The following is a 12,484-nucleotide window of genomic DNA, read 5'->3' as shown; positions in this document are numbered from 1 at the left end:
AGCAACGCTGCGTCGGAGCAGTCGTGAGTGAACAGTTCCACGTCGTGCCGGAGGAGCTGCGCGGGTACAGCGAGCTGCTGGACCGCAACGCCCAGCACTTCCTGACCATCAAGGACCACGCCATCTCCAAGGGCGGTGACACCAGCGGCTTCACCGGCCTGCTGACGTTGCTGCACCCCGTCGTGACCGGTGTCGCGAGCCTGTACGGGGAGACGCTGGACTTCGCCGCCAAGATGATGCTCAAGGACTCCGAAGCGCTCAAGAAGACCGCCGAGCACTACGAGAAGGTCGACAACATCGGCCTGAAGTTGTTCGAGGGCGTCCAGAACAAGCTGTCCGGTGCCCAGCAGGCGCCGCAGGTCGGGGGCAACTGATGGCGACGGCGTACGCGGACGTCGAGGACCCCTCGGCCGCGCTGAACAAGGCGGCCGACGACCGGCCCGGCAGGCAGTCCACGAAGGAGCTGGTCGAGAAGGCCGGCTGGAAGATCCAGGGCGTCAACTGGATCTACGAGAAGGTCACCGGCGAGAACCTGGTCGAGTCGCTGATCAACCCGTTGCTCGGCGACTTCGAGAAGATCGACGCCAACGCCACGGCGTGGGACAACGTGGCGAAGGCGCTCGACTCGGTGCGGCACAACGTCGACGCGGGTGTGGACCAGCTGAACCCGCACTGGAACGGCTCCGCCGCCCAGGCCTTCGAGCGCCGCATGGACACCATGTGGGTCGTCGCGATCGAGGCGGACTCCCAGGTCGCCCGGATCATCGGCGACCGGTTCAAGTCGATGGCGAACACGTGCCGCAAGCTGACCGGCCTCGCGCTGTCGCTGCTGGACTACCTGTGCGGCAAGCTGATGGAGGCGGTGATCCTCGCGCCGATCCCGGTGGTCGGCTGGGGCAAGGCCGTGTGGGTCGTCTACGACTGCATCCAGATCGTCGACCGCATCCGCAAGATCATCATCGCGGTGCAGACGCTGATCGAGGGCGTCCAGGGCATGATCGACGGCATCAAGGCCATGGGCACCGCACTGATGAAGCTCAAGGACGTCCGCGACGTCGGCGACCTGCTCGACGTCGTCGACGACTACCAGGACGGCAAGGAGAAGTTCGACGACGGCAAGGCCGCCGCGAAGTCCGGTGCGTTCAGCATCGCGCTCAACGGCTACAAGCTGAACAAGGACGTCGGCAAGGCCACCGGGCGGTACGACACCGGCAGCGCGCCCGCACCGGCGGCGAGCGGGTCGAACGCGGCGGGCAGCGGCTCGGCGAGCGGGCAGGGCGGAGGACAGCAGTGACGTTCCCCTACGACCAGGCCCGGTTGCAGGCGCTGGTCGACGAGTTCGACGCCACGGCCGCCGCGGCGGAGAAGACCGGGCGGGAGGCCGCCCAGTTCCAGCCGCGGTCGCGCGGGGTGACCGAGCAGGACCTCGCCGCCATCGAGAGGTACGCCCGCAGCGGCAAGGCGCCCAAGGAGTTCAAGGAGCTCCAGCAGCGCATCGACTCCGGTGAGTTCAGCTGGCAGGACGTCGCCGCCGGCCGCGTGATGGACGAGGGCGTGCAGAAGGCGCTCGCCACCGGCGTGCCCGACCTCCGGCGCGCCTACACGGCCATCCAGGAGGGCCAGGACCTCGACGACATCATCGAGGCGGGCAACCCGTCGCGGCCGGCCCCGCCGGTCCGCCCCGCACGCGGTGACGACGACGAGGACGGCCCGTCGGTGTTCCGGCGAGACGCCTGGTGAGCCGCTAGCTCGACAGGAAGTCCGGGATGACGTCGCCGCTGCTCAGGTGGTTCGTGCCGACCCCGCGCACGACGTCGAACGCCACCGCGGCCGCGACCGCGAGCGACCGCACGGGTTCGGCGGTGCCGGGACGAATCCGGACGACGTCCCGGCGCACCCGCCTGCCGTTGCGCCTCTCGATGCGCCCGAGCTGCAGGTGCAGCACGTCGCCGAGCAGGCAGAGGTGCGTGCCGTTCGCGTCGAGCAGCGCGTAGCGGCCCGGCTGCGGCACGATCGAGCCGACCGGCCGGCCGTCGGGCCACGCCACCTTCGTCGGCCGGGTGCCGATGCCGGCCGACTTCGTGATCACGAGCAGCGGCCGGCCGTCCGGGCCGACCGCGTGCAGGCGGAACGGCGTCCACCTGGACAGGCTGATGTTGCGCAGGCGCGCGGTGACGAAGCCCCGCCGCGTCTCGCCGACCGACCCGAGCAGCACGTCGTGCCCGTCGTAGGCCTCCACGGAGTACTTCGAGCCCAGCATCAGCCGCACCGGTGTCCACGGCTGGTCCACGACGAACGAGTCCGCGCTCAACAGGTTCACGGTGATGCAGGGTATGCGGCGCCGCGCCGGCGCGTGTGCGAAGCTTGCGACCTGTGCGAACTGAACAGGTCTTGGACGCGAACGCGAAGTCGGAACTCGCCCGTCTGGTGAGCGAATTGGCCGTCGTGCACGGCAAGGTGACCCTTTCGAGCGGCAAGGAAGCCGACTACTACGTCGACCTGCGCCGCGCCACGCTGCACCACGCGGCAGCGCCTCTGATCGGCAAGCTGCTGCGGCAGCTGACCAGTGACTGGGACTTCGTCGCCGTCGGCGGTCTCACCCTCGGCGCCGACCCCGTCGCCTACGCGATGATGCACTCCGCCGCGGTCGCCGGGGACGTGCTCGACGTCTTCGTGGTCCGCAAGGCCGCCAAGGCCCACGGCATGCAGCGCCAGATCGAGGGCATCGAGGTCCGCGGCCAGCGCGTTCTCGCCGTCGAGGACACGTCCACGACCGGCGGCTCCGTCCTGACCGCGGTCAGCGCGCTGCGCGAGGCCGGTGCCGAGGTCGTGGGCGTCGCCACCGTGGTCGACCGCGGCACCGGCGCCCGCGAGGCCATCGAGGCGGAGGGTCTGCGGTACCGGTACCTGCTCGACCTGCATGACCTCGGTCTCGCCTGAGTTTCGTCGAGCGCCGTTCGAGCTACCCCGTCCTAGTCTGGAGGACGGGGTGGTGCGAATGGCCAGGTTCCTCGCGGAAGCCGTGGTGGTGCTGCACTTCGCCGTGCTGGCGTTCCTGCTGGCCGGCGGCTTCCTCGCGTGGCGCTGGCGCTGGGTGCTCTACCCGCACCTGGCGCTCGCCGCGTGGGCGGTGCTGAGCCTCGCCGTGCCGACCGTGTGCCCGTTGACGGCGTGGGAGAACCACTTCCGGGCCGCCGCCGGGATGCCGGTGCTGGAGACCGGGTTCATCGACCACTACATCGACGGGGTCTGGTACCCGGAGAGCGCGTCGGTGGCGGTGCAGCTGGTGCTCGGGGCTGTCGTGGTGGTGTCGTGGATCGGGCTCGTGGCGGGTGCCAGGACGTCGCGGCGGGTGAGCGTTCAGTAGCGTCTGGCCCGTGCTGCTGCTCGAAGGGTTCCACGCCGTCAAACACGCCCTGCGCTTCGGCGGGACCGTCACGTCGCTGCTGACCACCAGCCGGTCCGGCGCGGTCGAGCTCGCCGAGTCGCACGCACCGGACCTCCTCGCGGCCTTCGCCGCCGCCACCGAGGTGAGCCAGGCCGAGTTCCGCGACCGCGTCGGCCGCACCCACCCGACCGGTGTCGCCGGGTTCGCGCAACGCCCCGACCTGCCGTTCGACCGCGCCGCCCCGCTCGTCCTGCTCGACAACCCGCGCAACCTCGGCAACTTCGGCGCCACGATCCGGGTCGCGGCCGGTCTCGACGCCGGCGGCGTCCTGTCCACCGGCGACGTCGACCCGTGGCACCCGAACGTGCTGCGGGGCTCGGCCGGTCTGCACTTCGCCCTCCCCGTCGCCAGGGCCACCACGCTCGACTTCGCCGGACCACTCATCGCCTTCGACGCCGACGGCGACCCGCTGGCCGGACCCGTGCCCGACGACGCCGTCCTGGCCTTCGGTTCCGAGCGCCACGGCCTGTCCGACGAGGTCAGGTCCAAGGCGACCAGGATCGTCCGGCTGCCCATGCGCGACCGGGTGAGCAGCTACAACCTGACGACGTCGGTGGCGATGGGGCTGTACCACTGGGTGGTTCACCGCGCTTCTTGATCGGTCAAGCACGCACGATGTCCAGGTGGTGATCGCGAAACTGCTGGCCGCGCGGGCGGGTGTTGCGGAACGTGCGGTGCATTCCAGGCACCTGCGCAGGGTCTGGGGTGTGCCGGGGACCAGCCTGGGTGCCTGCGGGTGGCCGCCGAAGCTCAGGGACAAGCTCTTCGCGCCGTTCAACTACTGGTGGCAGGCGCACCTGCTCGACTGCATGGTCGACGGGTACGAGCGCAACCCGCTGGAGGCGCGCAAGCAGGCGATCGTGCGCGTGGTGCGGGGCATCCGGGTGCGCAACGCCGGTGGCTGGACCAACGACTACTACGACGACGTCGCGTGGCTCGGGCTGGCGTTGCAACGCGCCCACCACATCGGCGTCAGCCGGCCGAAGGCGATCGAGGAGATCGCGAACCAGCTGCGGGACGGGTGGACCGACCACGCCGGTGGCGGGATCTGGTGGAAGCGCGGCGACGACTTCAAGAACGTGCCGGCCAACGGACCCGCCGCGATCTTCCTCGCGCGCCAGAACGAGGGCACCGACCTGGCCAAGGCGCGGTCCACAGTGGACTGGATGGAGGACCACCTGGTCGGTCCCGACGGGCTCGCGTGGGACGGGTTGCACGTGGACGCCAACGGTGAGATCAGGGACGTCGAGAAGAACCACTACACGTACTGCCAAGGAGTTCTCATCGGCGCGTGCGTGGAGCTGGCCAAGCACGGCCAGCCGGCCAAGTGGATCGAGAAGGCGGCACGCACCATCACGGCCGTGTACGACGACCTCTCCACCGACGGCGTCGTCAAGGGGCAGGGTGGTGGTGACGGCGGGCTGTTCGCGGGGATCCTCGTGCGCTACCTCGCCCAGGCCGCGCTGGAGATCCCGAGGCTGGACCCGGCGCACCGCGACAGCGCCGAGCTGGCCAGGCAGCTCGTGGTCGAGTCCGCGGAGGCCGTGTGGGTCAACCGGACGGTGGCGGTCAGCGGGCCGTTGTTCGGTCCGGAGTGGACGGTCACGGCCACCGAGGAGGAGGGCAGGGACCTGTCGGTGCAGCTGGGCGGCTGGATGTGCCTGGAGGCGGCGGCCCTGCTCGAACGTCACAACGCGCTGACGTAGCCCACCAGCGTCTTGGCGTCCTCGCGGAACTGCTCGACCGAGTCGTCGCGCACGAACTCCAGCAGGGCGTTGCGCTCGATGCCGTCGCGCGCGAGCTCGCCGAGCACCGGCTTCCACAGGTCGCGCCGCGCGGACAGCGGCAGCCGGTCGGTGAAACCGCCGGGGCCCCACGAGAAGACGTGCGCTGTCACCGGTTCCAGCGTGCGGACCTCGTGCACCGCCGAGAACACGTCCTGCCCGCCACTCGGCTGCCAGTACGGCACCACGCCGTCGACCTCGTCCAGCAGCCGCACGGTCGAGTCGAGCGTGTCGGTGAGCGTGTTGCGGTGGTACTCCAACGCGATGCGCGTGCCCATCGCGTCGGCGTGCTCGACGGCGTGCTGCAACGCCTCGACGACCGCGCCCCGGTCGGCGCACTCGGCGGAACCGGAGGTTCCGGCCCACACCCGCACGTACGGCGCGTCCAGCTCGGCAGCCGTCTCCAGCACCGCCGCCAGCTCCGCGCGGTCCGTCACGCCGGCGCGGTAGTACGACCCGTAGGCCGCCACCTTGAGACCGGTGTCCAGCGCCCGCCTGGCCGCGGCGAAGTCGCCGGGCGGCACGTGCACGTCGGCGCCCCACTCCACGGCCTGCAGGCCGCAGTCCAACGCCAGCGCGCCGATCTCCTCGACCGGCAGCTGCCGGAACGTCACCGAGACGACGCCGGGGATCAGCATCCGCAGGACTGCCGGTGCATCAGCGACGGTGCCAGCCGGATCGTCTCCGCCGCCCGCACGGGATCGGCGATGCGCGACAGCAGCAGCTTCACGGCGGTCCGGCCGATCTCCTCGACCGGCTGGGCCAGCGTCGTCAGCGGCGGTTCGATCAACGTCGCCCACTCCACCTCGTCGTAGGCGACGACGGCGAGGTCGGTGCCGAGCTTGAGGCCGCGGGCGCGGGCCTCGTGCAGCATGCCGACCGTGACCAGGTGGTCGGCCGCGACGACGGCGGTGGCCGGGTCGTCCTGGTCGAGCAGCGGCGCGAGCCAGCCGCTCTGCGAGACCAGCGCCTCGTCCCACTTCAGGCCCGCGCGGCCGAGGCCGAGGCGGTAGCCGAGGATGCGCTCCTCGGTCGTCGCCACGCCCGCCTTGCCGCACACGATGCCGATCCGCCGGTGGCCCAGCTCGGCCAGGTGCGTGACCAGGCCCGAGGTGGCCTGCACGTTCTCCGGCCCGACCTGGTCGATGTCGTTGGCCACGGTGAGGCGGTCCACCAGCACGGTCGGGATGCCGAGCTTCTTGAGTTCCGGCAGCACCAGGCTGCCCGCGCCGGCCGAGGGCGTGAGCAGCAGGCCGTCGACCCGCCGTGAGCGGAGCTTCTTGACCGCGGCCTGCTCCGACTCCGGGGTGTCCCTGGTGTCGATCAGCACGAGCGAGTAGCCGTTGCGCGTCGCCTCCGACTCGATGGCGGCGATCAGCTCGGCGAAGTAGGGGTGGGAGACCAGTGACACGGCGAGGCCCAGCGACTTCGTGCCGCCCATGACCAGCGACCGCGCGATGGCGTCACCCGTGTACCCGGTTTCGTCGATCGCCTTCTGCACGCGCTCACGCGTGTCACCGGCGACCGGTCTGGTCTCGTTGATCACGTGTGACACCGTGGTGATGGAGACCCCCGCGAGAGCCGCGACATCCCGCATGGTGACCATGGCCGGGACCTTACCCGTTTGGAGGAAGGCCTGATGGCAGCCGTGCTGTGTGTCGGCCTCACAACTCTCGACGTCACCCAGCGGGTGCACGCCTTCCCGGCGCCCGGCGAGAAGGTCAGGTCGATCGGGTCGCACCTCGCGCCCGGCGGTCCGGCGGCCAACGCGGCACGGGCCGTCGCCGCATTGGGTGGATCTTCGTCACTCCTCACCGCCCTGGGCGCCGACGCTCTGGGTGAATTCGTGCGAGCGAGTTTGGAGCCGGTCCAAGTCGTCGCGGTCGAGGGAACGACACCGGTGAGCATGGTCGTCGTCAGAGACGCTGATGGGGAGCGCACGGTCGTTTCACGCAACGCTTCCGTGCCCGTCACGGCGCCTGATTTGTCCGATCTTCTGGCCGCCGCGGACGTGGTGCTCTTGGACGGGCACCACGACGGGCTGGTGATCCCCGTCGCACGTGCGGCGAAAGCTCTGGGATTGCCTGTGGTGCTCGACGCCGGGAGCTGGAAACCTGTCCTCGATCACCTGTTGCCGCTGGTCGACGTGGCCGCCTGCGCTTCGGGGTTCGAGCGGTCCGCTGCCGAGGTGCACTCGTACGGGGTCCCGCTGGTGATTCGCACCAACGGGCCCGCGCCGGTGACCTGGTCGCGGAACGGCTCGACCGGCGAGGTGGCCGTGCCGGCGGTGCGGGTGAAGGACACGAACGGTGCCGGTGACGTGTGGCACGGCGCGTACGCCTACGCGCTGGCGTCGGGAACCGACCCGGTCGCGGCCATCGGCTTCGCGTCGCAGGCCGCCGCCGTCCGGGTCGGTGCGGTCGGGGACTGGGTTGAGAGGCTGGCACGGTGGCAGGACAGCAGGTCAGGTTCGAGGAGCTGCTAGAACGGGCCCGAGCGCTCACCGACATGGGTGAGCGCAAGATCCTCGGCATCGGAGGAGCGCCGGGCTCCGGCAAGTCGACACTCGCGCGCAGGCTCGTCGAGGCGCTCGACGGGCAGGCCGTGCTCGTCGAGATGGACGGCTTCCACCTCGCGCAGAGCGAGCTGGAACGGCTGCGGCTGGTCGAGCGCAAGGGCGCGCCGGACACGTTCGACATCCCCGGCTACGTCGACCTGCTCGGCCGGATCAAGGCGTGCGGGCCGGACATGATCTACGCGCCGGAGTTCCGCCGCGAGATCGAGGAACCGGTGGCGTGCGCGGTGCCGGTGCACCCGGACGTCCCGCTGGTCGTGACCGAGGGCAACTACCTGCTCCTCAACTACGACAAGTGGAAGCGCGTCCGGATCATCCTGGACGAGGCGTGGTTCCTGTTCATCGACGAGGACGTGCGGGTGCAGCGGCTGATCGACCGCCACCTGCGGTACGGGCGCACGCTGTCCGAGGCCCGCGAACGGGTGCTGCACGGCACCGACCACGTCAACGCGCTGATGGTGAACTCGTCGAAGGGGTCGGCCGACCTGCTGATCACGGAGGTGCTCTGACGCCGGTCCCGTGCGCGGGGTTGCACCTTCCGCGGCGGCATGTGGTCCAGTGGACCCACGTCCCGATCGCGTGAGGAGAGGTCCCCGCTGGTGCGCTCGTCCTTCCTGCCACCCCGCCAGGTCAAGATCGGTGACGCGGCGGCGGACGACATCCGTGACGCCTTCACCGCCGGTGCGGACGGCGGGGACGACGTCGCGGACGTCCTGGAGCGGGTGGCGGACACCCTCGCCGAGCAGGAGGCGGAACTGCGGCGGCAACGGACCGCCGTGCAGCGGATGCGCACCGAGGGCAGCCGGATGGGCCTGCTCTCCGACCTCGTCACCGAACGCCTCAGGGGCCTGCCGGAAGGCTCCCTGCGCCAGGCGGACCTGGACAGCCTGCTGGTCACCGAGCGGATCTTCGGCCCGCTCGGCGCGGCCGTGCAGGCCGCCCGCTTCGTCGTCCTGGCCACGCATCCCGCTCTGCGCGCGGAGTCCGACCGCGTCGACGCCGCCGAGGAGGCGCTCGACGACGGCGTCGCCGTCGACGACCCGCGGGTGGCTCGCGTGGCCGCCGAGCGGCACGCCTTCGAAAGCGCCCTGCAGGCCGCCATCGAGGAGTCCGGCCTGGACGAGGACGACGACGCCCTCTTCGACGCCTGGGACACTGCGCAGCCCGCTACGGGCGGGGACGAGGCCGGTTCCATGAGCGTGTTCGAAGCCATCGGCAAGATGCCCTACGACTTCTCGCCGGCCCGCCTGCGCTGTGTGGAACTGGCCGAAGAGCTCGCACTGCGGGACGGTCAGCGAGGTGCTTGACGCAACTGTGCAGGTGAACTGTACAGGTTGTCGCTGGTTGGAGCCTTGCTACGGCGCGAGCATCGGTGCCATGACGAACTTCACGAAGAAACTCACCCGAGGCGTGGTCGCGGGAGCGCTCGCCGCGGTGTCCATCGCCGTCGCCACCCCGGCCGCCTCCGCCGCCGGACGCGACGGCGTGTGCAACGACAACGAGTTCTGCCTTTACCACTTCAGCGCCTTCGCCGGGTCGATCTCCGACTTCACCGGGAACGTCTCGAACTACGGCGACTCGCAGCCGACCTGCTACGAGTTCAAGAAGCCCAACGCGGCCGGTTACCTCCAGTGCGTGAAGAACAACGCGGCGTCGGCGTGCAACACGTTCGACCGCGACATCCGCGTCTACTTCAACAGCGGTTACGGCGGCTCGTACGACACGGTTCCGGCCAACACGTGCCGCAACCTCGTCAACACCTACTACGAGAACGCGTCGCACAAGTTCATCTGACCGCTCAGCGCTGCGAGGCGGAGGGCTCCAGCTCGTCGGCCGACTCGTCGATCGGCTTGCGCATCTCCTGCCGGTAGCGCCAGATGCCCCACCCGGTGCCACCGAGGAAGAACGCGACGCTGACCACCAGCGCCGCCGTTTCCAGCCACGGGAACGCTTCCAGGACACCGGCGCCGTAGTAGCCGGCGAGCACCAGCGTCGGCACCCACGCGATGGCGCCGATGGTCGTGGCCAGCGTGAACCGCCGCACGTCCATGCGGGCCGCGCCGGCGATCATCGGCGCCAGCGTGCGGACCCACGGCAGCCAGCGCGCGAGCACGACGGCCCAGAAGCCGCGTTCGTCGAGGAACCTGCGGGCCTTCTCCAGGTTCTGCCGGTTCAGCACCTTGCCGTCTTTGCGCGCCAGCACGCGGGTGCCGGTGTGCTTGCCGATGTGGTACCCGACCTGGTTGCCGACCACCGCCACGACGAGCGCGACGACGGACAGGGCCCATGCCGACCACTCGCTGCCGTGCTGCGCGAGGACGACCCCGGCGGCGAAGAGCAGCGAGTCACCGGGCAGGAACAACCCGAAGATGAATGCGCACTCGAAGAAGATGAACGTCAGCACGATCAGCCACACGGCCACCGGACCTGCGGTCTCCAACGAGGCGAAAGCGTGCGCCACGGTGAACCAGCCTACGTCGTGGTGTGCCGGTGGAAGGGCGACATCGGTGGAACAGGTCGGCTAAATCTGGGTTGAGCACACCCGGTCACCGCGTGAACTCCCCCCGTTGCCGATCACCCTGGTGGACCAGCCGAACCCGGCTAGCGTGGCGGGTATGGAGACCTTGCTCGCCGAACTCCGCACCGCACTCGGTGACACGGGCGTGCTGACGGACGCCGATGTCACCGCCGGGTACCAGCGCGACATGATGCCGCTCGCCCCGTACGGCACCCCGCTGGCGGTGGTGTTCCCGTCGACCACCGAGCAGGTCCAGGCCGTGGTCAGGGCCTGCGCGAAGCACCGCGTCCCCGTTGTGCCCCGCGGCGCCGGCAGCGGCCTGTCCGGTGCGGCGAACGCCGTCGAGGGTTGCGTCGTCCTGGTGACCACGAAGATGGACGCGATCGTCGAGATCGACGCGGACAACCGCCTGGCCGTGGTCGAACCCGGCGTCGTGAACCTCGACCTGCGCGGCGCCGTGGAGAAGAACGGCCTGTTCTACCCGCCGGACCCGAGCAGCTACGACTGGTGCACGATCGGCGGCAACCTCTCCACCAACGCCGGCGGCCTGTGCTGCGTGAAGTACGGCGTGACCACCGACTCCGTGCTGGGCCTGGAGGTGGTGCTGGCCGACGGCGAGGTGCTGCGGACCGGCCGCCGCACGGTGAAGGGCGTCGCCGGCTACGACCTCACCAAGCTCTTCATCGGCTCCGAGGGCACCCTGGGCGTGATCACCCGGGCCACGCTGGCGTTGAAACCGCTCCCACAGACCCCGGCCACGCTGGTCGCCGCGTTCAGCACCACCGCCGCGGCCGGTGTCGCGGTCAGCCGCATCGTGCGCGAGGGCCTGGTTCCGTCGCTGATGGAGATCATGGACCGCACCTCGATCGAGGCCGTCGAGCAGTACCTGCGCACCGAGCTCGGCGCCGGCCCCGGCTGCGCGGCGCTGCTGATCTGCCAGTCCGACGCCGGCGGCGACCAGGCCAGGCTGGAGCTCCAGCAGATCGAGACGATCTGCGCGGAGGCCGACCTCGTCTACTCGACCCACGACGTCAACGAGGGCCGCGACCTGCTCACCGCGCGCCGCGCCGTGCTGACCGCCCTGGAGCTCTACGGCTCCTGGCTCACCGACGACGTGTGCGTGCCCCGCACCCGCATCGCCGAGCTCATCCAGGGCTGCGAGGCCATCTCCCTGGACGCCGACCTCAAAATCGCCGTCGTCGGCCACGCCGGCGACGGCAACATGCACCCCACGATCGTCTACGACCCCACCTCCGCCGAGCAGTTCGCCCGCGCGCGCAAGGCGTTCGACGACATCCTCGCCCTCGGCCTCTCACTCGGCGGCACGGTCACCGGCGAGCACGGCATCGGCAAGATCAAGCGTGAGTGGCTGGAGAAGGAGATCGGACCGGTCGGCCTCCGGGTGCACCGCGAGATCAAACGCGCGCTGGACCCGGAGAACCTGTTCAACCCCGGTTCGATGTTCAGCCTCTAGTCGACGGTGCGGGTGGTGGACTCGGTGTCGATGCCGTCCGCGGTGCGGCCCCACACCTCCACGGACGGGTGCGGGTGGGCGCCGAAGTCGATCCGCAGCACCGCCCCGCCCCCGGCGTCGGCGGCGACCGTCCGCACCTCCGGCGAGCCGTTGACCCGGTAGCGGTACTCGACGACACCGCGCACGTACGACGGCGAGATGCGGATCTCGGTGCGGTCACCGGTGACCAGCGGCCACGACGAGCGGGTCGGCGTGTAGCTGGTGCCCGCCTCGGTGAGGTAGCCGTCCGAGGTGAACCAGAACGGGTAGGTCTCCCCGAGGTCGGCCCGGTCCACCGGCGGCGCGAAGACGCGGACGCCGGTCGGCCGGACCTGGAACCGGAACGTCGTGGCGTCGGAGGCCTGCCCGGCCCGGTCGACCGACCGCACGCGGAGTGTCCTGTCCTCGAACGACTCCGGCACGATCACGCCGACCGTCGCCGTGCCGCCGGGCCGGTCGGCCCGCACCGTGCCGGTGGCCTCGCCCTCGTAGGCGAACTCGACGACGTCGGTGTCGCCGCCGGCGTCGGTCGCTCGCGCAGACCCGCGCTAGGGCCCGTCCTCAAAGCTGGTTCGTCTGACGTGCTTTGATCTTGTGCCGTGGTGCGCAGGCATGAGCTGACTGATGAGCAGTGGCAGGCGTTGCA

At 70.4% G+C, this 12,484-nt stretch carries 17 protein-coding genes; 12 read left to right on the top strand and 5 right to left on the bottom strand.

Translation table 11 applies throughout. The annotated features are described in order from the left end of the window. Positions 1–23 precede the first annotated feature (23 nt). From ADL03_RS03385 to ADL03_RS03375, 3 genes are read left to right on the top strand one after another with little or no spacing between them, the layout of a single operon-like run. Positions 24–374, top strand: a complete 351-nt coding sequence (locus tag ADL03_RS03385; RefSeq protein ID WP_053731884.1) for a hypothetical protein — start codon at positions 24–26, stop codon at positions 372–374. Next, complete coding sequence (locus ADL03_RS03380; RefSeq protein WP_053731883.1) at positions 374–1,294, top strand: WXG100 family type VII secretion target; 921 nt, start codon at positions 374–376, stop codon at positions 1,292–1,294. The genes ADL03_RS03385 and ADL03_RS03380 overlap by 1 nt, the downstream gene beginning before the upstream one ends. Further along, entirely contained in the window at positions 1,291–1,740 is a 450-nt protein-coding gene (locus ADL03_RS03375; protein ID WP_053731882.1) for a hypothetical protein, read from the top strand. The genes ADL03_RS03380 and ADL03_RS03375 overlap by 4 nt, the downstream gene beginning before the upstream one ends. Positions 1,741–1,744: 4 nt before the next feature. Here ADL03_RS03375 and ADL03_RS03370 read toward each other — a convergent pair whose 3' ends face one another. Beyond that, entirely contained in the window at positions 1,745–2,320 is a 576-nt protein-coding gene (locus tag ADL03_RS03370; RefSeq protein ID WP_053731881.1) for a hypothetical protein, read from the bottom strand. Between the two features lie 53 nt (positions 2,321–2,373). Here ADL03_RS03370 and pyrE point away from each other — a divergent pair, with 53 nt between their 5' ends. From pyrE to ADL03_RS03350, 4 genes are read left to right on the top strand one after another with little or no spacing between them, the layout of a single operon-like run. Further along, the gene (pyrE, locus tag ADL03_RS03365; protein WP_231641423.1) at positions 2,374–2,940 is read left to right on the top strand and encodes an orotate phosphoribosyltransferase; all 567 of its coding nucleotides are present in this window, start codon (positions 2,374–2,376) and stop codon (positions 2,938–2,940) included. A gap of 58 nt (positions 2,941–2,998) precedes the next feature. Beyond that, positions 2,999–3,367 (top strand): DUF2784 domain-containing protein, encoded by a 369-nt coding sequence (locus ADL03_RS03360; protein ID WP_053731879.1) that lies wholly within the window; start codon positions 2,999–3,001, stop codon positions 3,365–3,367. A gap of 10 nt (positions 3,368–3,377) precedes the next feature. Continuing rightward, positions 3,378–4,046 carry an RNA methyltransferase gene (locus tag ADL03_RS03355; RefSeq protein WP_053731878.1) on the top strand — a complete coding sequence of 223 codons (669 nt, stop codon included), beginning with the start codon at positions 3,378–3,380 and terminating at the stop codon, positions 4,044–4,046. A gap of 25 nt (positions 4,047–4,071) precedes the next feature. Further along, positions 4,072–5,154 carry a glycoside hydrolase family 76 protein gene (locus tag ADL03_RS03350; protein ID WP_157527904.1) on the top strand — a complete coding sequence of 361 codons (1,083 nt, stop codon included), beginning with the start codon at positions 4,072–4,074 and terminating at the stop codon, positions 5,152–5,154. On the opposite strand, the gene ADL03_RS03345 is transcribed toward ADL03_RS03350, so the two are convergent. Both ADL03_RS03345 and ADL03_RS03340 read right to left on the bottom strand, forming a co-directional pair. Then, positions 5,136–5,870 carry a sugar phosphate isomerase/epimerase gene (locus tag ADL03_RS03345; RefSeq protein WP_053731877.1) on the bottom strand — a complete coding sequence of 245 codons (735 nt, stop codon included), beginning with the start codon at positions 5,868–5,870 and terminating at the stop codon, positions 5,136–5,138. The genes ADL03_RS03350 and ADL03_RS03345 overlap by 19 nt on opposite strands. Then, a complete protein-coding gene (locus tag ADL03_RS03340; RefSeq protein ID WP_053731876.1) occupies positions 5,864–6,838 on the bottom strand; it encodes a LacI family DNA-binding transcriptional regulator in 975 nt (324 codons plus the stop codon). Before ADL03_RS03340 ends, ADL03_RS03345 begins: the two co-directional genes overlap by 7 nt. Before the next feature lie 33 nt (positions 6,839–6,871). On the opposite strand from ADL03_RS03340, the gene ADL03_RS03335 reads away from it, so the two are divergent. The 4 genes from ADL03_RS03335 to ADL03_RS03320 all read left to right on the top strand — a co-directional run bounded on the left by ADL03_RS03335 (position 6,872) and on the right by ADL03_RS03320 (position 9,601). Further along, positions 6,872–7,717, top strand: coding sequence for a PfkB family carbohydrate kinase (locus tag ADL03_RS03335; protein ID WP_053731875.1), 846 nt, complete (start codon positions 6,872–6,874; stop codon positions 7,715–7,717). Then, positions 7,681–8,316, top strand: coding sequence for a nucleoside/nucleotide kinase family protein (locus ADL03_RS03330; RefSeq protein ID WP_082372849.1), 636 nt, complete (start codon positions 7,681–7,683; stop codon positions 8,314–8,316). Before ADL03_RS03335 ends, ADL03_RS03330 begins: the two co-directional genes overlap by 37 nt. Positions 8,317–8,406: 90 nt before the next feature. Beyond that, positions 8,407–9,114 carry a MerR family transcriptional regulator gene (locus tag ADL03_RS03325; protein ID WP_082372848.1) on the top strand — a complete coding sequence of 236 codons (708 nt, stop codon included), beginning with the start codon at positions 8,407–8,409 and terminating at the stop codon, positions 9,112–9,114. A gap of 70 nt (positions 9,115–9,184) precedes the next feature. Next, a complete protein-coding gene (locus tag ADL03_RS03320) occupies positions 9,185–9,601 on the top strand; it encodes a peptidase inhibitor family I36 protein (protein ID WP_063798448.1) in 417 nt (138 codons plus the stop codon). 4 nt (positions 9,602–9,605) lie between these two features. Here ADL03_RS03320 and ADL03_RS03315 read toward each other — a convergent pair whose 3' ends face one another. Next, positions 9,606–10,268, bottom strand: coding sequence for a DedA family protein (locus ADL03_RS03315; RefSeq protein WP_053731873.1), 663 nt, complete (start codon positions 10,266–10,268; stop codon positions 9,606–9,608). A gap of 154 nt (positions 10,269–10,422) precedes the next feature. Between ADL03_RS03315 and ADL03_RS03310 the strand changes: the two genes are divergently transcribed. After that, positions 10,423–11,799, top strand: coding sequence for an FAD-binding oxidoreductase (locus tag ADL03_RS03310; protein WP_053731872.1), 1,377 nt, complete (start codon positions 10,423–10,425; stop codon positions 11,797–11,799). On the opposite strand, the gene ADL03_RS03305 is transcribed toward ADL03_RS03310, so the two are convergent. After that, on the bottom strand, positions 11,796–12,305 hold the full coding sequence (locus tag ADL03_RS03305; protein ID WP_053731871.1) for a hypothetical protein: 510 nt from the start codon (positions 12,303–12,305) through the stop codon (positions 11,796–11,798). The two genes, ADL03_RS03310 and ADL03_RS03305, sit on opposite strands and share 4 nt — an antisense overlap. Positions 12,306–12,484: the final 179 nt, after the last annotated feature.

This window comes from Nocardia sp. NRRL S-836, assembly GCF_001279525.1.
Classification (GTDB): domain Bacteria; phylum Actinomycetota; class Actinomycetes; order Mycobacteriales; family Pseudonocardiaceae; genus Lentzea.
This window is presented reverse-complemented; position numbering and strand designations above follow the sequence as displayed.